This window comes from Aeribacillus sp. FSL K6-2833, assembly GCF_037965815.1.
GTDB lineage: Bacteria > Bacillota > Bacilli > Bacillales > Aeribacillaceae > Aeribacillus > Aeribacillus composti.
In genome coordinates, this window is the sequence record NZ_CP150189.1 from 1988462 (window position 1) to 2014546 (window position 26085).

At 36.6% G+C, this 26085-nt stretch carries 21 protein-coding genes and 4 pseudogenes; 8 read left to right on the forward strand and 17 right to left on the reverse strand.

Annotated features, from left to right (window positions below):
* Positions 1-172: 172 nt before the first annotated feature.
* The 7 genes and pseudogenes from NSQ94_RS09815 to NSQ94_RS09845 form a co-directional block, all read right to left on the reverse strand.
* Positions 173-826: a TetR/AcrR family transcriptional regulator gene (locus NSQ94_RS09815; RefSeq protein ID WP_327848330.1), complete on the reverse strand. Its 654-nt coding sequence runs from the start codon at positions 824-826 to the stop codon at positions 173-175.
* A 69-nt stretch (positions 827-895) separates the two neighbouring features.
* Positions 896-1645, reverse strand: a complete 750-nt coding sequence (locus tag NSQ94_RS09820) for an ABC transporter permease subunit (protein WP_339230690.1) — start codon at positions 1643-1645, stop codon at positions 896-898.
* A gap of 13 nt (positions 1646-1658) precedes the next feature.
* A pseudogene (locus NSQ94_RS09825) lies at positions 1659-2533 on the reverse strand (ABC transporter ATP-binding protein).
* 317 nt (positions 2534-2850) lie between these two features.
* Positions 2851-3594, reverse strand: a complete 744-nt coding sequence (locus NSQ94_RS09830) for an amidohydrolase family protein (RefSeq protein ID WP_063389489.1) — start codon at positions 3592-3594, stop codon at positions 2851-2853.
* Positions 3595-4081: 487 nt separating this feature from the next.
* Positions 4082-4732 (reverse strand): SdpI family protein, encoded by a 651-nt coding sequence (locus NSQ94_RS09835; RefSeq protein ID WP_066250668.1) that lies wholly within the window; start codon positions 4730-4732, stop codon positions 4082-4084.
* Positions 4729-5004: an autorepressor SdpR family transcription factor gene (locus tag NSQ94_RS09840; protein WP_066250666.1), complete on the reverse strand. Its 276-nt coding sequence runs from the start codon at positions 5002-5004 to the stop codon at positions 4729-4731. The genes NSQ94_RS09835 and NSQ94_RS09840 overlap by 4 nt, the downstream gene beginning before the upstream one ends.
* Positions 5005-5327: 323 nt before the next feature.
* Entirely contained in the window at positions 5328-7373 is a 2046-nt protein-coding gene (locus tag NSQ94_RS09845; RefSeq protein WP_339211523.1) for a methyl-accepting chemotaxis protein, read from the reverse strand.
* Between the two features lie 719 nt (positions 7374-8092).
* Here NSQ94_RS09845 and NSQ94_RS09850 point away from each other — a divergent pair.
* A pseudogene (locus NSQ94_RS09850) lies at positions 8093-8221 on the forward strand (IS256 family transposase); the annotation flags it as partial.
* A 272-nt stretch (positions 8222-8493) separates the two neighbouring features.
* Here the strand turns inward: NSQ94_RS09850 and NSQ94_RS09855 are convergent.
* Both NSQ94_RS09855 and NSQ94_RS09860 read right to left on the reverse strand, forming a co-directional pair.
* Positions 8494-9189, reverse strand: a complete 696-nt coding sequence (locus NSQ94_RS09855; RefSeq protein ID WP_339228941.1) for a hypothetical protein — start codon at positions 9187-9189, stop codon at positions 8494-8496.
* Between the two features lie 5 nt (positions 9190-9194).
* Positions 9195-9839 carry an ABC transporter ATP-binding protein gene (locus tag NSQ94_RS09860; RefSeq protein WP_339230732.1) on the reverse strand — a complete coding sequence of 215 codons (645 nt, stop codon included), beginning with the start codon at positions 9837-9839 and terminating at the stop codon, positions 9195-9197.
* A gap of 1682 nt (positions 9840-11521) precedes the next feature.
* Here NSQ94_RS09860 and NSQ94_RS09865 point away from each other — a divergent pair.
* The 3 genes from NSQ94_RS09865 to NSQ94_RS09875 all read left to right on the forward strand — a co-directional run bounded on the left by NSQ94_RS09865 (position 11522) and on the right by NSQ94_RS09875 (position 13840).
* On the forward strand, positions 11522-11848 hold the full coding sequence (locus NSQ94_RS09865; RefSeq protein ID WP_066252076.1) for a transposase: 327 nt from the start codon (positions 11522-11524) through the stop codon (positions 11846-11848).
* Entirely contained in the window at positions 11848-12198 is a 351-nt protein-coding gene (tnpB, locus tag NSQ94_RS09870; protein WP_339230705.1) for an IS66 family insertion sequence element accessory protein TnpB, read from the forward strand. The genes NSQ94_RS09865 and tnpB overlap by 1 nt, the downstream gene beginning before the upstream one ends.
* 133 nt (positions 12199-12331) lie before the next feature.
* Positions 12332-13840: an IS66 family transposase gene (locus NSQ94_RS09875; protein WP_261308811.1), complete on the forward strand. Its 1509-nt coding sequence runs from the start codon at positions 12332-12334 to the stop codon at positions 13838-13840.
* A gap of 48 nt (positions 13841-13888) precedes the next feature.
* Here NSQ94_RS09875 and NSQ94_RS09880 read toward each other — a convergent pair whose 3' ends face one another.
* The 3 genes from NSQ94_RS09880 to NSQ94_RS09890 form a co-directional block, all read right to left on the reverse strand.
* Entirely contained in the window at positions 13889-14611 is a 723-nt protein-coding gene (locus NSQ94_RS09880) for a hypothetical protein (RefSeq protein ID WP_339228944.1), read from the reverse strand.
* 1091 nt (positions 14612-15702) lie between these two features.
* On the reverse strand, positions 15703-16884 hold the full coding sequence (locus NSQ94_RS09885) for an iron-containing alcohol dehydrogenase (protein WP_063389499.1): 1182 nt from the start codon (positions 16882-16884) through the stop codon (positions 15703-15705).
* Between the two features lie 111 nt (positions 16885-16995).
* Positions 16996-17844 (reverse strand): N-acyl homoserine lactonase family protein, encoded by an 849-nt coding sequence (locus tag NSQ94_RS09890; RefSeq protein WP_063389500.1) that lies wholly within the window; start codon positions 17842-17844, stop codon positions 16996-16998.
* 495 nt (positions 17845-18339) lie between these two features.
* On the opposite strand from NSQ94_RS09890, the gene NSQ94_RS09895 reads away from it, so the two are divergent.
* Positions 18340-19995, forward strand: a complete 1656-nt coding sequence (locus tag NSQ94_RS09895) for a sigma 54-interacting transcriptional regulator (RefSeq protein WP_339228946.1) — start codon at positions 18340-18342, stop codon at positions 19993-19995.
* 213 nt (positions 19996-20208) lie between these two features.
* Here the strand turns inward: NSQ94_RS09895 and NSQ94_RS09900 are convergent.
* The 4 genes and pseudogenes from NSQ94_RS09900 to bioW all read right to left on the reverse strand — a co-directional run.
* Positions 20209-20319, reverse strand: a pseudogene (locus NSQ94_RS09900) (AAA family ATPase); the annotation flags it as partial.
* Between the two features lie 12 nt (positions 20320-20331).
* Positions 20332-21504, reverse strand: coding sequence for an 8-amino-7-oxononanoate synthase (bioF, locus tag NSQ94_RS09905; RefSeq protein WP_339228948.1), 1173 nt, complete (start codon positions 21502-21504; stop codon positions 20332-20334).
* Between the two features lie 72 nt (positions 21505-21576).
* Positions 21577-22187 (reverse strand): annotated as a pseudogene (locus tag NSQ94_RS09910) (aminotransferase class III-fold pyridoxal phosphate-dependent enzyme); the annotation flags it as partial.
* Positions 22188-22225: 38 nt separating this feature from the next.
* Positions 22226-22996, reverse strand: coding sequence for a 6-carboxyhexanoate--CoA ligase (gene bioW, locus NSQ94_RS09915; protein WP_094245806.1), 771 nt, complete (start codon positions 22994-22996; stop codon positions 22226-22228).
* Positions 22997-23634: 638 nt separating this feature from the next.
* On the opposite strand from bioW, the gene NSQ94_RS09920 reads away from it, so the two are divergent.
* A complete protein-coding gene (locus NSQ94_RS09920) occupies positions 23635-23799 on the forward strand; it encodes a hypothetical protein (protein WP_158640189.1) in 165 nt (54 codons plus the stop codon).
* Between the two features lie 26 nt (positions 23800-23825).
* Here the strand turns inward: NSQ94_RS09920 and NSQ94_RS09925 are convergent, their stop codons facing one another.
* Complete coding sequence (locus NSQ94_RS09925; RefSeq protein WP_094245804.1) at positions 23826-24287, reverse strand: DUF523 domain-containing protein; 462 nt, start codon at positions 24285-24287, stop codon at positions 23826-23828.
* Positions 24288-25142: 855 nt separating this feature from the next.
* Between NSQ94_RS09925 and NSQ94_RS09930 the strand changes: the two genes are divergently transcribed.
* Entirely contained in the window at positions 25143-25874 is a 732-nt protein-coding gene (locus NSQ94_RS09930; RefSeq protein WP_339228951.1) for a polysaccharide deacetylase, read from the forward strand.
* Positions 25868-26005, forward strand: coding sequence for a hypothetical protein (locus tag NSQ94_RS09935; protein ID WP_339228953.1), 138 nt, complete (start codon positions 25868-25870; stop codon positions 26003-26005). The genes NSQ94_RS09930 and NSQ94_RS09935 overlap by 7 nt, the downstream gene beginning before the upstream one ends.
* Positions 26006-26085: the final 80 nt, after the last annotated feature.

Sequence of the window (26085 nt, forward strand, 5' to 3'; positions counted from 1 at the left end):
CAGACAGATCTTTTCTGTATATAACTGCCCTTAAATTTTTCTTAGTTTGCTTTTTTAGATCAATTTTTGTTAAAAGTTTAATCAAATCTTTTTTGTTTTGGAGTAACTATTTCAACTGCTGCTAATATGCAAAAATCCCGCAGCTACTCGCCGCGGGAAAATGAAGCAACATTTATTCCGGCTTATAAATTCCATATTTCACAATTTTAAGATAATCATTCAGTTCCTTTATCGAAGAATCCAAAATATGAGCAATATCAATTTGCTTATTTTTGTATAGAGTCAAGTACTTATTAGACAGCTGTTCACCGATAAACATCGTCATATTGACCACGGTATCAACGGAAATATCATCTCTCAGTTTTTCCGTTTGGATTAAGTCTTTAATATAAACATACTCCAGCATAAAATCGTCCTGGTACGTTTCGTAGTGTTCCTTAATAATTTCTTTCATTTCCTTAACTGCTACAGGGGGATTGGCGAAAGCATCCGCAATAAAATGAGCTTCTAGCAGATACTTCGCTGTCACTTTATGTTTTATCAGGACAATTTCTTTAATTCTTTCAAAGAAATCATCAGCTTTAACTTGTTTTATGGCTTCCATAACTTCTTTCGTTAGAAGATCCTTCACATAATTGACTAAATAAAGGTATAAGTTTTTCTTGCTCTTAAAATAATGAAAAAGGATTCCTTTAGAAATTCCCGCCCGCTTCGTAATGACATCTGTTGAAGCTTTTTCATAACCGTTTTTTACAAATTCCTCAATGGCCACCTTGATAATTAAATCTTTCTTTTCCTGCGGCTGCTTTTCAAATGCTGAATACAATTTTTACACCTCAATTTTCATTAAACTGCAATATCCTTCTTTCTATATACCATATATGAAGTGATAACACTAATGAAAAATGACAGCAGCCATAATAAACATATAAAGAGGCTCTAATTTATTATCATTAATAATTTGGGCGGCGTCCACATATTTAAACGGGCTGAAATATTTTAGAACTTCTAAGTCTTCCGAAATCCCTGCCATCACATTCATAAAATAGGCAGCTAAGACAATCCCAAGTGAGACAGACATGATGCTTCTTGTTTTTTTCAACATTGATGACAACATAAACGCAATGGCACCGAATGTCAAATGAAGCAAAATGGTTGCGACGGTTAGTAAGCTAAATGTGTCTGTCGGTACATCCGGGTCATCTGCAAATTGAAATCCAATGATACTTGTTATCGTTGAAACTCCGTTCAAGATCAATATATTTACGAAAACGCTCAAAAGTTTTTCTGTTACGATTCTGCTTCTTCCGACCGGTTTTGACAGCAAAAATTCAATCGTCTTTTCATTTTCCTCCTTCGCCAGTATATTGGATGCAAGAATGGCCGAGTAGATGCTTCCTAAAAGTGTAGTCATCATATATATTTCTACTCCGTAAAAACCCATTAGCTCTCCAAGATTTAATTCATTCATTCCAAACACTTTTTTTATCGGTTCCGGATAGGATTCAAGCAGTTTGTTCATTTCATTTTGCTGCTCAGCAAACTGCGGATAAATACTTAACGTCAATAAAATGAGACCGCTGAGTACGACGCTCCAAATAATCAAAGATTTTAAGTTCCGTTTCAACTCTCTTTTAAAAATCATATAGATCCCTCCCTTACTTCTCATAGTAATGGATAAATACTTCTTCGAGAGACGGCTCTTCAATTAATAGATCTTGAACCGGCATAGTATTCAATTGATTTAGAAGCGTCTTTATATCCCCGCTGTAAAGCAGCATCATTTCGCTGCCGTTTATTTCTTTTTTCACTATTCCTTCCAGATCGAAGTCAATTGCATTCGTTTGTTCAAACGTAATGGTAATATTTTTCAAATTGTTTTTCGTGAGATTTTCAATCGTTTCTACTTTAACAAGCTCCCCTTCCTTAATAATGGCAACCCGATCGCACATCTTTTGCACTTCAGAAAGAATATGAGAGGAAAAAATAATCGTTGTTCCCTTCTCTCTTTCCTCTGTAAGAATTTCAAAAAAAGTGTTTTGCATAAGCGGGTCGAGTCCGCCTGTCGGTTCATCCAAGATTAGAAGTTTTGGCTCATGCAAAAGCGCTTGGACAATCCCAACCTTTTTCCGATTGCCAAATGAGAGATCCTCAATTTTTTTATGGAGATCGAGATCAAGTCTTTCTGCCAGCTCTTTCATTCTTTTTTGGTTAAATTTTTTGTAAAAGCCTGCCGAGTATTTTAATAAGTCAATCACTTTCATATCATCGTAAAAATGAACTTCAGACGGCAAGTAGCCCACGTTTTGTCTAATTTCCTTTGACTGTTTGACGATATCTTCCCGAAAATCGTAGCGCTCCCGCTGGTCGGATAGAGGAAATTTAAAAGCGTTCGAATGGTTGTGCTCTTGCCTGCTCCATTCGGACCGATAAATCCAAAAATTTCCCCTTCTTCAACTGAAAACGTTAAGTTCACAATTCCCCTGTTCTTCTTATACGTTTTAGTCAAATTTTTAACATCGATAATTTTCATCCTTACGCCTCCTTTGGGTGGCTTTGTATGGATTGACTGAGCAGTCAACTCCATTATATTAAAATTGACTGGATAGTTAATGTGTTTTTTTAAACTGCAGGTTGAAAACAGTTTCATACGAAGAACATGACATAATCTATTTTCTCCAAAACAAAAAAAGAGGATGCCATCTAAATAGACATCCCATTTTGTCGTATATGCTTTGTTTGAATAAAATATAAATATGCAATAAAAAGGCGTTAAATGTTTCCTTTGCTTAATTTTTTTGAAAACTTTCGCTTTATATTTCCCTTTTTCGTACTTAATTCCACTTTACTTTATTTACAATACCATTCCATTGCATTTTGATAAAGGATTTTTTTAACTGCTTTATCATCAAAATGCTCTTGGATTAATTCGATATCTGAAAACCGGAATGGTCTTTTTGCCCTTGTAGAAGGCAGGTCCGTTCCAAACATGAGGGCATCTGGATTCACCTTATAGATATCTTTCATCGCTTCAACCGGGTCAAAATCAATTCGTCCAAATCCTGTTGCTTTTACACGTACACCCATTTCAACTAATGCAAGCAAATGTGGAAATCCTTCCTTCGACAAGCCTAAATGGTCAATGGATACTGCTGGAAGTTGGGCGATAATTGGCTTGATAGCCGGCAGCTCTTTTGAATTAATATACAATTCTGTATGCCAATTAGCTAGCTCATAAACTCTTTTAGCAAAATAATCTAATCGACGAATGTCCTCAGAGCCCCCGCGATTCACATTAAAACGCAGTCCTCGGACACCGTGTTTATTTAGCTCAATAATTTCTTCGTCGGACGTATCGTATGGAAGCTGTGTTATACCAACAAAATTCTTTCCTAGTTTTTGTAATGCATCCAACAAATATGTTTGGTCAAACTTTTGAAAAGAGCCTGAAACAATTGCTCCACCTACTAAATCAACTGTATTTACATGTTGTAAATAATCCTCTGTTGTAAATGGCTCGGGCAAGAAGCCTTGATTTTCGTATAATGGAAACTTTGGATCAATAATATGTAAATGCGCATCAAATATTTTCATCAGATTACCCCATTCAATTGAATGTATATATTTTAAGATTCATCTTGGTTGAACCAACCAACATTTAATCTTAATTACAAATTTCAATATTATAATCATGCCTATAATTATTACTGTATTTTTTTAATTAATATCGGAATATTCTTGCTTTTATTATATCGGTTAAAAAAAGATGGCATAAATATTGCTCTATATCACCTTCTATAATAGAGTTTCTACCAAACTTTATATCAAATCTGCAAAAAACGTCAGTATAAACTGACTTTAAAACTTTCTCTTTATTATGATTTTTTAAAAGTACAAAAAAAATCATCTATCTCGTTCCAATATCGTATCGTTATACCTATTCATGATAAAAAAGAAAGAAAAAGACGAGTCAAAATCGTCTCTCTCACATCTTTTTTGTAAATATTATACAAAATACATGCTAAAAAAATAGAAGACTGTTGTTCCAGAAACGAACATACTATTCTTTCATTTTGCTCACTTACCGCAAACCATTCCGTTGTTCTTCCTGGAAATATAGGTAGGATTTAACAAACAAATATACAACCCCGATCAATGTAATGGCTAAAAACAAGATAAAACCCCATATTCCTTCAATAAATACCGTCAATATTAATGCTAATCCCATGAACACAAACACTTTTCCGCCTATACGATGCGTCTTGTTCCAAACTGTTTCATTCGCTATCGTCCAAGGTGTACGAATCCCAACGAAGTAGTTATGTTTGAGTTTAGGCATGTAGTTTCCTAATACAATGAATAATAGGCCGAGTCCGATTGGCACAAATAAATCCACATCTACAGGAAACCCTAGGTTATAGGCTAATGTCACGATATGAAGAGCGATAAAAAAGATCACTAATACGTTGATTATTATGTTATAGCTCCCTTTAAATTTTTCATAGTTTGCTTTTTTCGGATCCATTTTTGGTAAAAGTGTCATTAACAATACGATTGAAGTCATAACGAAAGGGAGACTAAACGCCCCAAACCATTTGCTACTGTACCCATCCGCTTCACCAGCCGTATTCCAATGAGTGGCCACTTCATCAGGTAGATATGGGATCGCAATCAAACTTAACAAATAACTAAAAACCGTCAACATGACCACGAAGCGATTTGTTCTCATCATTTATCCCCTTCCTTTTGTAAAAAATTATAAAACCAACTCATTAAATCTTGAAAGACGGTTGTGTTTAACGAATAATAAATATGCTGTCCGACGCGTCGATCTTGAATCAAATCCGCTTGCTTTAAAATTTTTAAATGATGCGACACGCTCGGTTTCTGCATATCAAAATGGGAAGCGATTTCACCAGCGGTTAAATCCCCATTTTTCAGCAAGGAAAGAATCTTTCTTCTAGTGGGATCAGCAATGGCTTTAAACGCTTCGTTAAATAACAAAGAACGCACCACCTTTTAAAAAAATAAGTAATATTCTATTTAGATATTTAGAAAATCATCTAATTATGAAACAAAAAAATTAGATATTTAGATATTTTTCTAATTATAGAATATTCTATTTGCAGATAATTGTCAAAGAGTTCGTAAAACAGGTTAAGTAACGAAGCCGTTGAAAAATCGAACCGTCTGCTTTTGCCTACACTCTATACCATAATACACCACACCATTCATATTTTCATTTCTCCAGTTCAATTTGTTTTTTCTTCTTCTGGGGAAGAAAAAAAGCCGCTGCGGCGGCTTTTCTATATAAGCAATTCATATTTTTAGCGGGTTGCAGCCGCTACTTCCTCTAATTTTTTGGTGGAATTTGTCATATTATTTAACAAATCCCTCAATCTCTTCAACGCTCCCGTCACCTCTTCCACCATGGCCAGCAGCTGCTCGCTGTTTGCGGCATTGGATTGAATGTTGCCGTGCATATTCTCAAATACATCAATCACGCATTGGCCGTTTTGAAACATAGTTTCAACCGAATCTCCCAGCTGGGCAATCTTTCGTGACGACTCTTTCGTAGCATCAATCAAATGCTGAATAGAATCGTTCGCATGCTGAATTCCCTGTCTGCTGCTTATAATAACTGACAATTGATTGTCATTTCCTTCTTTCGTACTGGCAATTTCTCGCTGAATATCCAATAAGATTTGAGCAATCTTATCAGTTGCCCTTCTGCTTTCCTCCGCCAGTTTTCGGACTTCTTCAGCCACGACAGCGAATCCTTTCCCCTGTTCTCCAGCTCGAGCGGCTTCAATGGCTGCGTTCAACGCCAGCAAGTTTGTCTGTTCCGCAATACCTTTAATTAGTGAAATAATTCCTCCAATTTCCTCTGAACTTTTGGCTAGCTTTTCGATTCGGCTGCCGCTTTCTTCTACTCCTTTGTAGATATTTTCTATTACATTCGTAATATTTTCCAACCCCCGAATACTGCTTTCCGCCAGACCCTTGGCATTGTTTGAGAAGTCTTCGAGCTCGGATGTCATGCTGGAAACATTCGTCAAGGTACGGGACATATTTTCCACGATTTCCCCGGCTTCATTCAGCTGCTCAGCTTGCTGTTGATTGTTGTGTGCATTATCTGTCACAGCCTTGGTAACCTGTTCCAATGTCTCCAGCGTTGTATCCATCTCTGAACGATATTCCTTCTGGGTCTTTGTGACAGCAACTAAATTGCCTTGGATAGCCGACAGCATTTCCCGGTACTTTTGTACCACTTCTGTAATTGCTTCTTGAATCTCTTTTAACTCTTTCGCTTTTACTTGCTCCCATTTTACTTCCTGCCCGTCCCCTGCTTCCCGCAGGACTCTAGAGAAAAATTTCAACGGTTTTAACACCGAGCGGATCACACCAAAAAGGACAAAGAGGAACAACAGTGAAAAGATAAAAATCGCCAGCATGATTTTATATCCAACCCCATTAATCAACTGCTGAAACTCCTGCAATACTTGGTTAGTGGATTCGGCATGCTGGAAATACGGGGCAGCATCTAACAAGGTATATAATACATAACGCACATTTCCATCCGCTTTTACCGGAACATAAGCCTCCACATGATTGTCCTTCAGGAAAATCCGAGCTTTTCCGGAAGAAAAGACCGACTGAACATTTTCGTTTTTTGCAGCTTTTCCTTTTTCCCACAGGGATGGCTGTTCTTTCTTTAATGTTTCCATCAATACGACTTGTTTGGGATCAAACAAATAAATTGCTTTCACTTCTTCCTTCTCTTGGATGTGACGGGCGAGCGACGATTCAAAATTGCTTACATCTAACGCCGATTCGACAATTCCCTTTCCATCAGCGCGGGGAATGGCCATAAACTTGAAAATCTCTCCGGTCTCTGCTTTGATCGTTAAGGTTGAAGGCAGCATCTGCTCTTCACCCGTCAGCAATTTGCGATATCCGTCCCAAATATCAAATAAATTACTCCCTAGTGCCGCTTTCTCTGTAGATGCGACAAAAATTCCATCTCGATTTGTCAGATAAAAATCTGTCATCCCTGTTTGCTCTGCCAAACGCTTCAAATCTTCGTTATGTAACGTTCTCACCCGATCCTGCTCCTGCAATAAATAGGCTGCATTCAGCATATTTTTCTCCATCGACTGCTCGAGTTCAACTAAATTTCTGGAAATTTGATTCGCAAACGCCTCCACTTCCACCTCTAATTTTGTTTCCGCTTCCTTCCATACTTCATCAGTTATTTCATTCCCTTTTTTCTCTAAAGTGTTTCTTTCCAACCATAATACTAGAAACGTGCTGGACAATAATAAAAAAACAAAACCTGCCATTAAAGCAAAAAGCTTAGCTTTCATAGTCATTCCGTCATATCCCCCTTTTAAATCGACAAATGTAAAAAAACGGCTGTAGGTTTGTTTTTTAGGAAAATTTAAATCTCATATCTAGTTTTTTATTTATTATCATCAGTGGAAAATAAATCAAACGGCTCATCTTGCCGTATCCAATTCCTTTTCGATAATTCCGAATTTTCGCTCTTTATATCAGTAAAGCGGTTACAACCTGACCGATTGCCTATCGTTCAACTGCACGATCTCCCCTCGCTTTCGTTTTTAATAAACGGACATTTATTTAGATTTTTTAAATAATTTTTAAATTAAGGTATTATTTTACATATGTTTCAAAAAATGTTTCAGGAAAATGATGGATACATTTTTATTAAAGCGAAATGAGGAGGAGAAATCAAGATGATAAATAGAAAATTCCGACAAAAAAAACAGAAAAAGGTACAAATATTTTTTTGAAGTATGAGCAGCTCTCTTCTCTGACAAATAAACATAGGATTGGAGAAAAGAAGTTTTTTGGAATTAAAATAACATATTATTCCAAACAATTTTTTAAACTTCCATTTAAGACCATTCAAATGTTGATTTTAAAAAGTTTAATGTGATCTACGTTAAAATTTCTGGAGCATGTTACGATGAATATAAAAGAAAAGGCACATCTATGTCCAAAATGAGTGGAAATGATTTTGTAAGCAATAAAAAAACATACGAAAGAAACGAAGGAGTACTTTGAACCAATAGATCGAGTTTCCAAACAAACAAAGCACCTAAAGCCGATGAACAGTTTGAGCAGTTTAGAAGCCGCGGAAAAAGTCGTGTATTTGACTGTTCCAGATTTTAATGAGAAATGGGCAGGGCGAAAGTAACGAGGATTTGCCGAAGCGCATGAAGCCCTTCAACGAATGTTTGAAGAACGTTATTATTAACCAAATATTGTAAATAAACAAAATAAGGGAATTCTCCCTTTCCTCACAGGAGACTGAATATTCAGTCTCCTGCGTGGAGGAAATATCCCTCTCTATTCTAAATCCATTTCAGAGATACCCTACCTATCTTACATTACACAAAATTCTTGACAGTACCGTTTCTCCTTTATCCAATATATAACATATACACTTTAAACAACGAAGAACCATCCTTAATTATATTTGTTCAAAACATCACGCTTAAAGTTATTAAATTTGTCAACATACTGATCTTCATAAAGAACAACTTCTTGATTTTTTATATCTGCATATTTTAAGCTGCCATTTAGCATTTTATCTTCATCTAATAGGGAAACTTTACTTTCATCTATTTGATATTTGCTTAACACTGTAGTGGTTGGCAAATAAACTACACTGTCATCACTATAATGCGAATCTTTAAGTGGTCTAAGAAACAATATATATTCTTTTTCTTTATCCATCCAATTATATCCATCAACAGAATTTACTGTTCCAGCGGAATCCACTGCATCTATAATATCTATAGGTTCAAAAACGGAGATGAAATCATTGCTAATTTTTCCTTTATATACATTTAGGACTTTTACTGTTGTCAATGTAGTTAAATAGTACCTAATTCTAGGTGATTTTGAATCTACTTTTGCTTTAACAATTATAGGTGATTCTTTCTCCAATTCATCCAAATTCTTCAAACTTTCAAATTTGGTAAATACCTTTGTAATATCTTCCTCGTATTTAGATATAGTATAATTTAATTCTTTATCATTAAAATATTTATTGACATCTACATCATTTATATAGCTATTTCTTGTTAGTATTCCAATTACTACCATGAAAATAATCATTATTATGGGGATAAAAATAAATGATACTTTTTTTATGGTCACAGATTTTATCCTCCTATCATATCAGCGATTTTACCTGCCTGTATCTTTATCTTACAATCACATAATGTCTCAATATCTGATTTATTGTGGCTTGATATAATCACGATAGCTCCTCGCTCTTTTTCTTCCAAAAGAATCTTGTATACTAAATTAATGCCATCTTCGTCCAATGCACTTGTCGGTTCATCTAAAATAATAATATCTGGTTTCTCCATTATTGCTTGTGCTATTCCTAATCTTTGTCTCATTCCTAAAGAATATTTTTTTACAGTTCGTGAATCATTAGGATTAAGCTCAACTCTCTCCAAAGATCTTATAATCTCTTCATCATCTATAATTCGTTTAATACTTGCAAGAGTTTTTAACACTTCTTTTCCGGTATAGTTAGGCCAAAAATTTGGATTTTCAATTAATACCCCTATACTTCTTGGAAAGTCTATGTCCTTATGTAATTCTTCATTAAAAATAGTAATTGTTCCTGATGTTGGTTTAATTAACCCACTCAAAGTTCTAAATAGCATAGTTTTACCTGAACCATTATGTCCATATATGCCATAAATTTTTCCTTCTTCAAAAATAATATTTATATCTTTTAAAATTGTTGTTCCATTGATTACTTTTGAAACATTGTTCACTTTTATATTTCTCATCATGACCTCCAAATATAATTGATTTAATATAAAACTTCTTTTTTATTGAATATATTGATAGATATAATAATTACTATAAATATTAGTATCAACAAATACACTATTGAGCTGTCATTATTTATTCCTAAACCGTTATCATTTAGTGATACTAATGCATTTGTTGTAGGTATATATACTAAAAAATAACTATTCCAATTTAATATAAGATTTGATATGTACAGCATTGCTAATTGGATGATTAATACTAGATATACCCCGTAAATCGATTTGAATAAGATGGAACTACTATTCACAGTTAATATAATTAAAAAGCTATATAAAATTAATCTCATTATGATAAACATTGTTTCTATATTTAAAACTAGCTCCAAGCCTAATATAGCACCAATTATAAGTACAATCATAAATTGTAATAAATAAAAGCAACATATGATAAACAGTAATTGTAAAATAAACTGTAATAAAATTTTCATCTTCTTATTTGTCCTAGTAAAAATTAATGTTGCATTTTTAAGAAGTCTAACTTCAATGTAATTGCCTAAGTATACAAGTAAAATTAATTGCGGAAACAACCAACGAATTATACTGAAAACATTATTGACATGCCATAAATCAACGTATCCGTAAGTAAAGCTAATTAAATCATTTGTTGTGTTTATATGATGAAAAAATAAACCTAGGAAATTGAAAACTATAGAAAACAGTAAAACAATTATTAAAGAAACTTTATTACCTTTTATTAATTCCTTCATAAATATTTACTCTTTACCTTTCTATTTTAAGATCTCTTTTTTTGACCAAATGACTATATATTACAAACAATATTATGATAATAATGATATTCATACTTAAATACTTAATCATGGTCATATATTCTCGATTAAATTCATAAAAGAACATTGTATCCCATATGGGAACTATGTAATCTCTTAACGATATAAAAGATAATGGAGACATAATGAGTCTAATAGCTAAGAAAAATGCTATTTCTAATACATACGCTAATTTAATACTATTTGTAATAGAGATGAGATTCATAAAAAGCATACCAATTAGACACCATCCGACACTTTGTACAACTATTGAGATATAATTGAAAACATAAAAATCTTGATTGTACAAAATATTTGTGTCACATATTACCATAAAAATTGATGTGATCACGTTAAATGTAATAGAAAGTCTTACACTTAATACGGCAATGATTTTAAGATTTGAAATACTCCAATTTTTTATGCTTTGATACCTGATAATTACTTCGGGTTTTAATCTTTTTGAAAACTTGTCTAGAAGTATATATAAAAATATCGGTAAATAGACAATTGTAAAAATTTTATTATTAACTATGGCCATATACATATCCTCTACATTATGAATAGAACCTAAAATTTTGTTAAAAAACGCCAATATGAATACTGTAAAATAAAAAAGCTTCTCCCCTACAGTTATCCTCATCAAAACTCTTATCACCTCGCAATCTATAAAATTTCATTCTTCATACCTCTTCTAATTAAAATAACACTAAACAAAAAGTAACCACATAGTACGAATAGTAACCATATAAAACTTCCGTAGCTATTTGTCCCTAAAATATTTGTTCCGTAAGCGTCAAATAAAACCCACATTCCGATCATAGGTCATCCGTGTGATAATCTTCTTAGAATGATTCGGGAGGTTTTGCAATGACCCTAAAAGAAAAAAGAATAGAATGGAAAGCACGATATGATGCCTGGAAAAAGAGTGGACAGAGTATAGCGGAGTGGTGCCGGGATCAAGGAATCAAAACCCACCAAATGTACTATTGGGTGAGGCAGTTCTCCCGCGGTGGCAGTTGCACTGAAACGCCTGTCCAGACGCAGTGGCTGGCTGTTCAGGTAGAAGAAGCCTTGCCCTCTTCAGGTCAAGGTCCGATCTTTTTACACGTTGATGCGATCTCCGTTGAAGTACGGCCCGGTGCCAATCTGGATCTATTAACCGATGTGATTCGGGTGCTGCAACACCAATGTTGATGAATTCCCCGTTTGAACGTGTCTATCTGGCGCGTGGCAGTACGGATCTTCGCAAATCGATTGACGGACTGGCCGCTATTGTACAGGAATGCTTTGAACTCGATCCCTTTTCTCCGTGCTTATTCGTGTTTTGTAACCGGAAACGGGACAAGTTAAAGATTCTTCAATGGGAACATAACGGCTTCTGGCTTCATTATCGCCGTCTGGAAAAAGGGACGTTCCACTGGCCGTCGGAGAATGATACAGCGCCCATGTCTATCAGTTCACGCCAGCTGCGCTGGCTGCTGGACGGCTTGCCAATCGAACAAAAGCAAGCGCATCAGGAAGTGAAGGCACGCATCCTTCTATAAAACAAATAAATAAAAAAAGAATTCGATACTAGGCAAGTTGGATTCTTTTCCGTATACTGGACATATGGAAAAATCAGCGCAGACTTCAAAAGGCACAATTGAATATTACAAAGCGCTCAACGAAAAGCTCCAAATGGAAAAGGAAGAGTTGGAAGCGAAATTAAAATGGTATGAGGAACAATTCCGCCTCAGCCAGCAACGCCTATTCGGAGCTTCCAGCGAGAAGACCCATCCGGACCAGCTCTCCCTTTTCAACGAAGCCGAGTCCACGGCTGATCCAGCTATGGAAGAGCCCACCGTTGAGACGATGACATATAGACGCAAGAAACAACACGGCCAACGCAAACGCATGCTTGAAAACCTGCCTACAGAGACGATCGAATACCGTTTGTCTGATGAGGAACAGGTCTGTTCGTGCTGTGGCGGTGCTATGCATGAAATGAGCACAGAAGTACGCAAGGAATTGAAAGTTATTCCTGCCCAAGTGAAAGTAGTCGAACATGTGCGTCATGTATATAGCTGCCGTCACTGTGAGCGTCATGAACTGAACACACCTATTGTGACAGCGAAGATGCCGGAACCTGTTTTCCCTGGAAGCCTAGCGTCTCCGTCGTCAATGGCTTATACCATGACACAAAAATACGTAGAAGGTATGCCCCTGTATCGCCAGGAGAAACAACTGGAACGCTTTGGCGTGTCCATACCTCGGCAAACGCTGGCCAATTGGACCATTTATGGGGCTCAAACTTGGCTTAGCCTCATTTACGATGAGATGCATGAGCACCTCCTACAGAAGGATCGTCTGCATGCGGATGAGACAACCTTGCAGGTCCTGTCTGAACCGGACCGGCCAGCGATGTCGACTTCCTACATATGGCTTTATCGTACCGGTCGCGGGGATACACCAATCGTCTTATACGATTACCAGCAAACCCGTGCAGGCAAGCACCCACGCCGTTTTTTGGACGGCTTCCGGGGATATTTGCATGTGGACGGGTATGCGGGTTATAACGTCCTCCCCGATGTGAAATTGGTCGGGTGCTGGGCCCATGCCCGCCGCAAATTCACAGAAGCCCTGCAGGCACTGCCTGAATCGGCGAGCACTTCCACCGTCAAAGCAAAGGAAGGTCTGGCCTATTGCAATAAACTTTTTGAAATTGAGCGCAAGCTTAAAGATGCAAGTCCAGAGGAGCGCTATCAAGCACGGCTGGAGCACAGCAAACCCGTGCTTGAGGCTTTTTTGTCATGGCTTAAAGAGCAAATGCCGCGCGTACTGCCAAAAAGCGCACTTGGCAAAGCGATCAAGTATTGTCGTAACCAATGGGAGCGGTTGGAGGCATTTTTAGAGGACGGCCGTTTGGAGATCGATAATAATCGCGGGGAACGGTCAATTAAACCTTTTGTGATCGGTCGCAAAAACTGGCTCTTCAGTAATACGTCAAAAGGAGCAAGGTCCAGTGCGATCATCTATAGTGTTGTGGAGACAGCCAAGGAAAACGAGTTGGATCCATTCAACTACCTTAGCTATCTGTTTCAAGAGCTTCCCAATATAGATACGACAGATAAAACAAAATTAGCTGAATTCCTGCCATGGTCACCGACGCTTCCGCAGGAATGCCGTGTTCCTAAAAAATCTAAATAAAGCATACATGAAATCCCCATCTGAATACAGGTGGGGATTACTTTACGCTTACTTTGTTCCGACTGCTCTGGCTATATTTTCATCAGATATAATTCTTGATAACGCATCAGTAGAAATCATAAATAAAGTATTAATAATAAAAGGGGATAATATGACTACATATTTATTAACTTTTTTAAAAAATGATACTCCGAATGCCATAAGAGCAAAACTAGATGCAAATAATGATCTTATTATGATGAATATTAAAATATTGCTATATGGATAATACACCTGTAAGTTATGTAACATAATTCCTGAATCTATATACGATAACTTTTTATAATCTGGTAAACCGAATGTATTATGTCCTTGGATTGGAAAAGCAATAATTGCTAAAATTTCATTTACTAATAATGGTATAAATATTACAAAAAAGCTTACTAGAGTAATCGAAATAGCTTTAGCTAAAATATATTTTTCTTTGTGTACCCTTGTATGAATAAAGTTACTTAATCCCCAATTTTTTTCTTCTAGGAATGACACAGAATAAATGATACTTACGGTTAGTGGCAGCAAGATCCCTACTATTGGTGACAAAGGTGTTGCGACAACGTTTGTAAGAATAGTACCAGTTGAAGCAGACATTACCTTAGATAATTCCGATCCATAATATTCTTTACACAAAATAATGTAGTCTAAAAATATTGCACAAAAAACAGCTATAAATGCTATCTTGAACTCTATTCTTTTCATACACTTACTAAGTTCAAGCTTAATTAATTGAATCATGCCATCACCTCAATATTTTACTACTTGCATGGTACAGCTTAAAAAGGTCAGTGTTTTATCATGTCGGCATATTATCTAATAAAAAACATTCTGAGTTTTTATTCGCACGGTATATAAAAAAAGGATAAGGGAATCTTTTTGTAAGTAGTCCTTATCAAGTTTTCACAAACAAAATTAGACTTTTATCATCCTTCATTTGATGGATTTTTTGAAATTACTTTTTCTTCAATTGATTGAATATATACATTTAAATTTAATAAATATTAAAAGAATATATCATGCAGTGCATGACATATTCTTTTAGCATTACTTGTAATTAGAAGTCTATTTATAATAACCAAACCGAATCGATGAACGTTAATAAAAACATACGGCTAGGATATTATTGACAAGTTGATAATCCAAATACTGTAACTAACACTAGTATTTTTTCTTAAAAATATAATAATAGACTTTAATGGTAAAAATTCTTATAATAGGAAAAAATTATTACTTTATAAAAAAATACTATATCAATATTTTGGAAGTCAATATCTTATTTTTTAATATTTTACAACACGACCAAAAGAAATTAGACAAAACGTGGGCTACTTGCCGTCCGAAGTTCATTTTGCCAATTGAGAGTTTTGCAGTATATCTATATCCAAATTTTGTATAAATATACATATATGCTATCTATCCATCAAGGGCTTGGCATGGATCCTCTGTAGCCATGATTCTTTAGCCAAGCACCAGCTTCAACAGTTTTGGCAAAACCAAAAAAGGTTTTCATGTCCCCCCTCCATGTAAAGCACCTTGTATATCACTGCGTAAGGATTTTGTAATTCTCTGCACTTTTATTTTGCAAAAACAGAGTTGTGAAAGTGATCCATGATTTCACGGTTTGCCCTTCCCTCATCAAAATATTTCTTCACAACATCTAATTTATATTCTTTACTGTATGTTTTTTAATTTTTACCTATAAAAATACCCCCTTCTAGTAGACAGTGACATCCCTTTCTTTTTTCTGTCTAACTATAAGGGGATAATATCAAAAATCTGGCCCTTATCTTCCTTTCAACTGTGAATTATAAAACTCAAGTTATCGACAATTATGACGGTTCCGTTACTATCCCTTGAAAGGCTGACTGATATATAGTTCGGATATCTTCTTTATTAAGCTTCATTGGACTTCTTGCGAGCAATCTTTTTTGTTTCACCCCGTCTTCCGTCAATTTTTCGATCGCACTTTCCGGAATGCCGAATTCTCCCAAAGTTGTCGGAATTCCGACATCTGCCACTAATCTTTTTAGTTCCTCTACACATTGATAGGAAGCTTCTTTTTCAGACAAATAGCTTGAATTCTCGCCTAGAGCATTCAATATGTCCACCATTCTTTTTTGGCAGCTTTTTCGGATGTAGCCCATCACATATGGCAATAAAACTGCATTGGAATCGCCATGGGCAATATGAAATTGTCCTCCAAGCGGATAGGCTAAAGCATGCACGCCTGCCACGCCGGCATTAAAAAAAGCTAATCCGGCAATATAGCTGCCGTAACTCATATCAATCCGCGCCTGTTTATCATTTCCGTTTAACACAGCTTTACGGATGGAACGGCTGATCAGTCTCATCGCTTGCAGGGCAAGACCGTCTGTTACCGGATTGGCATTGATTGAGACATATGCTTCCACTGCATGTGTCAATGCATCGATCCCCGTTGCAGCGGTCACTTTCGGCGGGACAGTGACAGTTAGTTCCGGATCAATAATTGCTACATCAGCGAGCAAATAATCATGTGTTACAACATCTTTCGTACTTTCTAAAGATAAGACAGAAATATTAGTGACTTCAGAGCCCGTTCCGGAAGTTGTGGGTATCAAAATTTTGGGGAGACCTTTTTTATCTACTTGATTTGTACCTGTTAAATTTAAATAACTTTCCACTGTTCCTTTATGAACAGACAAGACTGCTGCAAGCTTTGCCAAATCCATTGCGCTTCCTCCGCCTAAACCTATGACGAGATCGAATTTGTTTTCTCTCGTATAGGCGACAAGCTTTTCTCCGATTTGAAGCGGAGGCTCTGGTTCGATGTCAGTATATACATCAATGCTGTATCCTTTTTCTTGTAATGGAGATGTGACGCGGTCAACGAGCCCTATGTCATTCAACACCGGATCTGTCACAACAAGAATTTTCTTAGGTTGATATTTTTCAACTTCCGGAACAAGCTGGCTTAACGAACCCCATCCAGTATAACATAAAGGTGTAAAAACTAGCTTTGAATGTGTCATGACTCTCCTCCTTCACACCCTGGAATGTTCTCTTAAAGCATCGACATTTGTGTTCTTTAAAATCTAAATGGACGTTTCCACCCATTTCTTCTATATAAACTCCGGGAAATTTTATTCATAATATCCTTCCGTCGATTTTCTGAATCCTTTAAATTGTTCTGCATCATGCCCGAACCATACTTGGGAATTTGTTTCTTTGGCAATCCGGCGAATTCGTTCGACCGTTTTCGCATATCCGAGAGAATCATAAATAATTCCAGGTGGCTTGATTGGCGGCCCGTAGCTTTCTGCCGTATAGATCGCATCAGATGCAAGAATGATGCCGCCAGTTTCAGGAAGGTGTACATGAAGACCAAGCATTCCCCAAGCATGACCGCTGCCAAAGTTTAAAACTTTCACCCCTTCCGCAAGTTCAACATGATCTTCATCCCGATTGATTGTCCTCCATTGAAGATTATTTTTTATCCATGCATCAATATCTGCCCAAATGTATGCCCCTTCTTTTTGGTTGCGGGCATAAGATTGTAATGTGCCGTTAAATTCGTCTTCATGTACGACAACGGTTGCGTTTGTAAACATTTCTAAGCAGCCCGCATGATCGAGATGAAGATGAGATGCCACAACAAATTTAATATCCTCTGGTCTGACCTTTAATTGCTCAAGTCGGTTATGCAAGTAACATTCTTCGCTCGCTGTCCATGGGAACGTTTTTTGCGTCGTTTCAGACCAGCGGCCTGCTGGACCCATGGAATTTGGATTACATGCCGTGTCAAAAAGAATTTTTCCTTCAGGATGGTCAATTAAAACGGTATAAATCGGGAATTCGACAAACTCAGTCTGCGCGTTCGGATTGTCAATGGTTGCTGGATTGTGCATCGCAATCATCCAGTTTTTGTCCATTTTCATTCGGCCGTTGTCCATTACATACAGTTTCGGGTGTTTTTTAATAATGTTTGCCATAAAAAACCCTCCTATAATGAAATAGAAAATGTCAATCAAGACATGAAATAATTCTTAAATGACGACATGTAAAAATGTGTTCTTGTTTTTGTTTCAACATTCAGCCATTTCTACCACAACATATTCCAAATTCCGTAAGCGCTTTCTTTATACAGTACAAGAAATACTGCTGAAAGAATAGAGGCAGTATATTCTTTTTTTCTATTCATTCATCATTCGTTCTACTTTCCCCCTCCTTATTTTTTGCTCATCAATTTAAATGCAAAATGCATGCCAAAAAAAGCTTCTTACAAACAAAGGGATTTTTAAGCTTCTTTACTGAAAACTGTTGAAAAATTTCACCATAAAAAAGGATTAATAATCGAAATTATCGAAAATATATGGTGAAATTATTCACCAAACGGTTGAAAAAATTCACCAATCAGATGAAAGGTTGTGATTATAATCAAAGCAAACTCTATTAATTCCTTAACTTGGGAAAATATTTTTTCATGCATGCATAACGGAGTAGTTGTCGTCGATCGAAAAGGAAACATTGTTGTGATGAATGCTGCTGCAAAAAAGTTATTGCAAGCGGAAAATGGAAACTGGGAAGGAAAGCATATTCAAGAACTCGTCCCTCACACAAAAATTTTGGAGGTTGTGGAAAGCGGCGATCGTTCAATCGGTCAAAAAATGATACTAGCGGACAGACAATGTATGGTAAACCGGACTCCTCTGTATCAAAACGGCAAGCGCATCGGTGCGATCAGTGTTATTCAAGATATTACTGAAATCGAGCAATATCGCAGCCTACTAACACAGCTTGAGGCGATTATCGAGTTTTCAACTGACGGCCTTTATGTTGTTGACCAAGAAGGGATTACGATCTATGTTAATTCCGCATATGAAGAGATTACAGGTTTTGAACGCACAGAACTGGTCGGAAGGCATATGAGGGATCTGATGACGAATGGTTATATTGACCAGTCAGTATCTCTCTTAGTTTTGGAAAAAAAGAAACAAATTTCCATTATGCAAAAAATAGGAGGCAAAAAAGATGTCATTGTCACCGGAAATCCGGTATTTAATGATCAAGGAGACGTTGAGCTCGTAGTAACGAGCGTAAGGGATATCACACAATTAAATAAACTTAGAAAAGAGTTAGAAAAAGCAAAAAGTATTTCCGAAATAAACCAAAACCGTTTTTCGGCTCATGTGAACGGATCAGAACAAATGTTTATATGCAACAGCAAAAAAATGAAAAACATTTATGAGAAAGTAAAACAAGTGGCGCCTTTTCCAACAAGCGTCCTTTTAACAGGCCCTTCCGGAACAGGAAAAGAGGTGATCGCCAATTTTATCCATCATCACAGCCAACGGAAACAAAAGCCGTTTATTAAAGTGAATTGCGGGGCCATTCCTGAACATCTGCTTGAATCTGAACTATTCGGCTATGAAAAAGGTGCATTTACTGGTGCGAATAAAGAGGGGAAAATTGGTCTGCTTGAATTGGCGGACGGCGGAACCGTTATGCTTGACGAAGTAGGAGAAATGCCTCTCTCTTTGCAGGTAAAGTTATTACGAGTATTGCAAGAAAAGCAAATTCAGCGAATAGGTGGCAGGGAGCCAATTAAGCTTGATATTCGATTTATTTCTGCAACGAACAAAGATTTAAAGCAACTTGTTTCAGAAGGAAAATTTCGTGAGGATCTTTATTACCGTCTGCATGTTGTTGAAATAACTGTTCCGCCCTTATCTGAACGCCAAGAAGATATATCACCGCTTATTGATCATTTCTTTTCATACTTTTGCAAGCTTTACCATGTCGATAAAACATTGTCAAAAGAAACTAAGAAGGCTTTAACGAGCTACCATTGGCCTGGAAACGTCCGAGAATTGAAAAATTTAATAGAAAGCATGATCGTATCGGTTCCCTCTCAATTGATCGAACCGCACCATCTTCCTTTGCACATTCATGATCAAAAAGACGGTGAAGAAGCTTTGACGCTGAAACAGCGCGTGGAAAAATTTGAACAGCGAATTGTAAAAGATGTGATCAAAAAACATCCATCACTACGGATTGCGGCAAAAGAACTCGGCATCGACCATTCCACATTAGTCAAAAAGTTAAAGAGATGGGGTTTAGATCCAAAAAAAGCAAACATATAAACAATCTCGATTTCTGCTCATCTAAAGATTTTATTCTGTTGTGCCGGAGAAAAATAATTTGCAGTTGCCTAATCAAAAGAAGCGTCCTCATTTTTTTCAAACGCTCTATATTAAAGGAGTAGAATTTTTACATGGGGTGTCTCATAAGTCAATTTTCGACTTTGAGATTCCCTTTTAAAAGACTTGATCGCTTGTTGGATCATCATGCGAAATACCGCTTAAAAACGGTTTAAAGACGCAGACATTCATTCTCTTCTCTTTTAATACAGCTGCTAGTCCGCAAGCTATTATCGTTTTTCCAACACTAGTATCAGTTCCTGTTATAAAAAAAACCTTTCATTTGATCATATTCAACTCTTTTCCGATTAATTTAAATGCATGCAACAAATAATCTATCTCCTTTAAGCTATGGTCCGCGGTCACCGTTAACCGAATTCTGCTTTCTCCAATAGGTACAGTCGGCGGTCGAATCGCCGGGGCATATATTCCTTTTTCTTGTAATCTTTTTGCAAATATGACAGCCTTATGAGCATCTCCGATCAATACAGGAATAATTGGTGTATGATCTCCCTTCACGGTGTACCCCATTTCTTGTAAACTAGTTTTTATTCGTTTTGCTTTTATAAGCAATTGCTGTCGTTTTTCTTTACTATGTTCGATGATTTCCAATGCTGTATATGAAGCTGCACAAATAGATGGTGATAGTGCGGTTTGAAAGATAAAGGTTCTGGCATGATTTCGCAAAAAGTCAATGAAAACCTTCGATCCAGAAACGACCCCGCCTTCCGTTCCAACCGCTTTACTTAAAGTGCTAATTACTACATCCGGAAAGACGTGAAAAAATTCACTTGTTCCCCTGCCGTTTTCTCCTAAAACTCCTGTTGCGTGTGCGTCATCCACAATGACAAATGCATGATAACGTTGAGCAAGTGACATGATTTTATCTAAAGGCGCAATGGTACCATCCATACTAAAGACACCATCTGTGACAATAAAGCGTCGCCGTGATGAATTTGTTTCTTTTAATTTTTTTTCCAAATCTTCCATATCTACATGGTTATAAATGACGGTATCCGCTTGTGAGAGACGACATCCATCGATAATACTCGCATGGTTTAATTGATCGCTAAAAATAACATCACCTTTTTCAGGCAATGAAGTAAGCACACCGATATTCGCCAAATAACCGCTTGAAAACAGCAAGGCACTTTCAGTCTGTTTGAAATCTGCAAATCTTTTTTCAAGCTTTTGATGCCACTGCGTATTGCCTGTCGTTAGCCTCGAGCCGCTGCTCCCAACCCCAAACTCGTGCAATGCCTTTTCTGCTGCAAGAATCAAGCGTGAATCATTAGCCAAGCCCAGATAGTTGTTTGAGGAAAATACTATGTACTTTTGGCCATCTACGTACATTTCGGGACTAGGTGCAGTATTCATTGTTCTAAGCGTCCGATACAAGCCGGATTCCTTTGTCTTCGCTAAACGGTTGTTTAACCACCCATTAAAGTTCAACGCTTGTCACCTCATTATGTCTTTAAAAAGCAAAACCTCTTTTTCTGTTACCCGTGACAATTGCTTCTTTCATCCTTGGACCATTGATTCAATTGTTGCGCAATTTCCTGATGCTTTTCCTTAAGCAGTTGTTCAAGTATGTTTAAGCATTCATCACGACACTGTTTCGGATCGCCGCTTTTTGACCGATAAACGTAAGGAATAGGTGCCTTAAAACTTTCATTCAAACATTAATGGCCCATATATTTGATGAGAAAGCTGGATGGAACCGACACTTATGGCGCCGACCGTATCCTCATGATAGCCGTTTTGCATTGTAATAAACTTTTGTTTCTCTGTCTTATTGATATTTTTCCAATATTGAAACGCCATCTTAAGTGCAATTTCCATCGCTTCAGCTCCGCTATCTGAATAAAAAACACGCGTCAGCTTTTCAGGACTTATTTGAATGAGCTTTTCCGCGAGCTCTGTTGCTGGAACATTTGTCATGCCTAACAATGTGGAGTGGCCATTTTTTCGAGCTTTTTTTAATTGCTTCGTCCAGTTCTTTTTTACGATTGACCATGTACGTTAGTCAAACGGAAGAAAAGCCGTCATATATTCTTTTCCTTCAATATCTTTAACTTTCATTCCTTGGCCGCTTTCAATTATTAAAGGATGATCATCATCTGTGTAAAAGGCAGTCATAGATATTTTTTACTTTTTTCGATTAATTGTTGTTTCATTTCTCTACCTCCCAATGAATAAAGACTGGCTGTTTTTCTAAATAGTGAATATAGGCATTCAGATCTTTCCTGCAATCAACAAAAAAGATGCGGCAGCCGCGTTCATCTCCATATTCTTTTAGGTTTGTAATCCGTTGATACCCCAGCTTTTTACTTGCAACATAGCCAGTAGTATATTCAGGATCGTCTGACCAACATAGTTCAGCGATGGTAGCCGGATGCGCACACACCTTTGTGGCAATCACAAGTGCTTCCCTGATTCTTGTACTCTTGGGCACATGAAAGTAGTCTGCCCAATGTTCAAAATTCGTCTTCATCCAATCGATTCTTGAAACACGCACTCCCTTTTCCTGCCTATCATCAATACGTTTTCCTGAATGAACATCAATTAATATAGCGCCTCTCATTCCTGAATATTTCGTCCATTCTGTAAATGCTTTTTCAATAACCCGTCTTTCGATACCGACTTTCTCCAAAAGCAGCCTAGACAACTTTCGCCCTTTCTCTACTGTATCTGCCTCATTTGTGTCAATATGTAATGGTTGAATTCGTTTAATCGGTTCGTGAATAGATTCAAATTGAATTTGCATAAAATCCGGAGTACCTCTTGAGTGATGAAGTCCCTTTTCTAATAAAGCATTTACTGAATTTTTTAAATCACTATAGGTTGAAAGCAGTTCTCCACCAGATATATGTTTTCCGCCATGTTCATGAGGTCCATTCTTGGCAGCTCTCATTCTGACACTATAATACCTTTCCTCTTCCATTCGTTGGCCTCCAACCTCCGTCATTTGTTTTATGTCAAAGAAATTCCTTCAAAATTCATTAAACTAATTAAAAAGCTATTTCTAATTTTTCAACCTACAATCTTTTGTTTTATGTTAACTTTTAAAATAAAATGGTTAACAATTAAATGATAAAATTGTTATCTATTAATGTCAATTGGTTAACTAAAATACGCACTCAAAATGGCAGCCAGTCTCGGGTGAAAGGAGCTTTTATTGAAGATAAGCGGTTAAGCTGAGTAGGAATGCTTTGCAAAATGTTTTTATCTTAAAAAATGCCGTCTAAAAGGATATGATTATTCCTCGCTTTTCTCATTCATTATCAGTTCAATGCCGATTTGAAAAAAATAATGTGGTCTTCGTTGAAATGGCTGGAGCATGTTATAATGAGAAAGAATAAAAATGAAGAAATTTAGACCCATCTTATAGCTAAGATGATTTTACAAGCGTTGAAGGAATTAGCGGAGCAACTAAAAAATCATACGGGAAACAAGGCAGCGCTTTGAACAAATCGATTAACGTTTTAAATCAAACAAGTTGATCAACAGTTTGAACTAACAAAGCAGCAATTGACCGAAATAAATGAGCGGTTGGACCAAGTCGAAAAAAAGATTACCCAGATGGACAAACAACTCAATGATATAGCATCCGGTCTTTCTCTAAAAAATGACAAACCAACTGTTGCACAAACAACGGGTATTGTTGGCATTCAATTGAACAATTCAAGGATTCGTTCGTTATTCTATCAATCTAAATTATATGAACAGGAAAAAGCGGACTTTTAAAAAATCGATTCCAATTCAACTCGTAGTTAAAAAGAATCTAGTTCAGCAAATTGTTCTTCTGAAATGACCTGAAACCCGTTTCTCTTTAGTAAAGCAGCTGTTACCCCACTTCCAACCATTTTCTTTCCAGTAAATTCGCCGTTATAAATCATTGAACTGCCGCAGGACGGACTATTCTCTTTGAGAACTACTAATGTTGCTTTTATTTCTTTTGCTTTTTTTAAAGCCGCATAAGCGCCCTTTATGTAAAGCTCTGTCACATCGTTGCCTGACCGATCCACTACTTTCGCCTTTCCATCCAGTACATCCTCCCCATTTCCACCGATGATCTCTGCAGGTTCTCTAGGAGTCGAAAATCCGCCTAATATTTCAGGACAAACCATTTCGGCTTTCTTCTCCTGAACTAATTTCCATATTTTATTATGTAAACAATGCGTCCCATTATACCTCACTTCTAACCCCGCTAAACAGGAGCTTACTAATATCATCAAATCACCTCTTTTGCAATTAATTTTCTTATGTTATACCTATTACAATTATAAATTGCTATATCGGAACAAATTTTTTGGCTAACGGCTTCACTAATGAAAATGACCCAATTATGATATCTTCTTCAGTTCTATTATATACCAAATGATGTTGTTTCGATATGTAACTTCAATATACGTATCTAATTTTGGAATTGCTATTACTAATTACTAACATACTAACTATAGAAAACTTTCGTAAATTTTTACCGCTTTTCTCTTTTTTCCGATAGTTTGCACATAGTTTCAAATGTCGAGACATACAGCCCAGTTAAAATTTATGTGTAAATTTTTACACCCTGCTAAACGAACCTAGATCTCAGGCAAATAAAACTGCTTCCTTTTTGCACAAAACTAAGGCTTTATTAGTCATTTTGACCTCTTTTAATAATCTCCCGTTTCTTCCTCCGCAATGTTTAGATTAATAATTTTCTGATCAAAAATTTGAAATAGAGTTCAATATTAAGGGCTCTCTTGTTTAACAATCTAGAACATAATTCGTAATGAGTCAGGTACCGATTTAATTATTTTGAACAAAACTTGTCAGTTTGACGCATTCTTGAATTTTTCAAAGCGCTGATCGAAATTTCCTAAAATATCCGAAACATAAACAACATAATCAAACGGTGCCTTCTTCTGCTGTTAGCATTGACGTTTGAAGCAGCTTCTTTGTTTTGGAATAATCCGCAAAAAATGTTGTTAAATGAAAAATCAAATAATTTTACACCATGCTAAAATAATCGGAATTTTCAAACCCTTAATCTTAAAACTATAATGAAAGCGCAATCAAATTTAACAAATAAGGGAGGAAATATAATGCAAAAAATCGGAAAACAACGAAACGGAAAAGTAAAGCTTCCGAAAGGAAAAAGAGTAGCAGTAAACATTGGGTGTGACTTTGATGCACAATCCATCTGGATCGGTTCTTTTAACCTCACTTCTCCTGCCTACATGTCACGTGGTGAGTTTGGCGCTGAAGTTGGTGCCCCAAGATTGTTAAAACTGTTTGACAAATACGGCATCAAAACAACTTGGTTTATTCCAGGTCATACTGTGGATACATTCACTGACATTTGCAAAGAGGTAGCGGCTCGTGGCCATGAAATTGGCCATCACGGGTATGTTCATGAAAATCCTACCACAATGAGCTATGAAGAAGAAGACAAAATCATGCAAATGGGGTTGGAATCCCGCGCCAAAATCGGCGTGAAACCGCGTGGCTACAGATCTCCTTATTGGGATTTTAGTCCAAATACATTGAGTATTTTAGAAAAATATGGGTTTAAATACGATAGCAGTTTGATGGGAAATGATCTTCATCCTTACTGGCCGAGACCGGTAGAAGTAAACGCTGATAAAGCGAACGTTTTCTTGAAAGAAAGCACCATATTGGAAATCCCTGTTTCTTGGTACCTCGATGATTTTCCACAAGTAGAATATATAACAGGTATACAAGAAGGGCAAAGACTGCCCAAGATATTTTTGAGCGTTGGGCATCCATTTTCGATTATGCATGTGATCAAGAAGAAGGGGCTTGTTTCGTGTTGACGACACACCCGCAAACAATCGGACGAGCACATATGATCCAAATGTTAGAAAAATTGATTCAATATATGGAATCCCGCGGTGCATGGTTTGCGACTCTCGGTGAAATCTATGACAACTTCTACGAAGAATAATATACTTCGCTCATAAAAGATACATTCCGTACACACTTACATCCTCCGTAAAATTAATCAATTTAGCTTACGGAGGATCA

Excerpts from the sequence above, each read along its gene's own strand:
- bioW (WP_094245806.1), bottom strand. The coding sequence starts at position 22,996 with ATGGAAGAGGAAAGGTATTATAGTGTCAGAATGAGAGCTGCCAAGAAT.
- NSQ94_RS09875 (WP_261308811.1), top strand. The coding sequence starts at position 12,332 with ATGGAAAAGGAAGAGTTGGAAGCGAAATTAAAATGGTATGAGGAACAA.
- NSQ94_RS09920 (WP_158640189.1), top strand. The coding sequence starts at position 23,635 with ATGGACAAACAACTCAATGATATAGCATCCGGTCTTTCTCTAAAAAAT.
- NSQ94_RS09890 (WP_063389500.1), bottom strand. The coding sequence starts at position 17,844 with ATGGCAAACATTATTAAAAAACACCCGAAACTGTATGTAATGGACAAC.
- NSQ94_RS09925 (WP_094245804.1), bottom strand. The coding sequence starts at position 24,287 with ATGATATTAGTAAGCTCCTGTTTAGCGGGGTTAGAAGTGAGGTATAAT.
- NSQ94_RS09885 (WP_063389499.1), bottom strand. The coding sequence starts at position 16,884 with ATGACACATTCAAAGCTAGTTTTTACACCTTTATGTTATACTGGATGG.
- NSQ94_RS09895 (WP_339228946.1), top strand. The coding sequence starts at position 18,340 with ATGCATAACGGAGTAGTTGTCGTCGATCGAAAAGGAAACATTGTTGTG.
- NSQ94_RS09820 (WP_339230690.1), bottom strand. The coding sequence starts at position 1,645 with ATGATTTTTAAAAGAGAGTTGAAACGGAACTTAAAATCTTTGATTATT.
- NSQ94_RS09930 (WP_339228951.1), top strand. The coding sequence starts at position 25,143 with ATGCAAAAAATCGGAAAACAACGAAACGGAAAAGTAAAGCTTCCGAAA.
- NSQ94_RS09835 (WP_066250668.1), bottom strand. The coding sequence starts at position 4,732 with ATGATGAGAACAAATCGCTTCGTGGTCATGTTGACGGTTTTTAGTTAT.
- NSQ94_RS09830 (WP_063389489.1), bottom strand. The coding sequence starts at position 3,594 with ATGAAAATATTTGATGCGCATTTACATATTATTGATCCAAAGTTTCCA.
- NSQ94_RS09860 (WP_339230732.1), bottom strand. The coding sequence starts at position 9,839 with ATGAGAAATATAAAAGTGAACAATGTTTCAAAAGTAATCAATGGAACA.
- NSQ94_RS09845 (WP_339211523.1), bottom strand. The coding sequence starts at position 7,373 with ATGACTATGAAAGCTAAGCTTTTTGCTTTAATGGCAGGTTTTGTTTTT.
- NSQ94_RS09880 (WP_339228944.1), bottom strand. The coding sequence starts at position 14,611 with ATGATTCAATTAATTAAGCTTGAACTTAGTAAGTGTATGAAAAGAATA.
- tnpB (WP_339230705.1), top strand. The coding sequence starts at position 11,848 with ATGAATTCCCCGTTTGAACGTGTCTATCTGGCGCGTGGCAGTACGGAT.
- NSQ94_RS09865 (WP_066252076.1), top strand. The coding sequence starts at position 11,522 with ATGACCCTAAAAGAAAAAAGAATAGAATGGAAAGCACGATATGATGCC.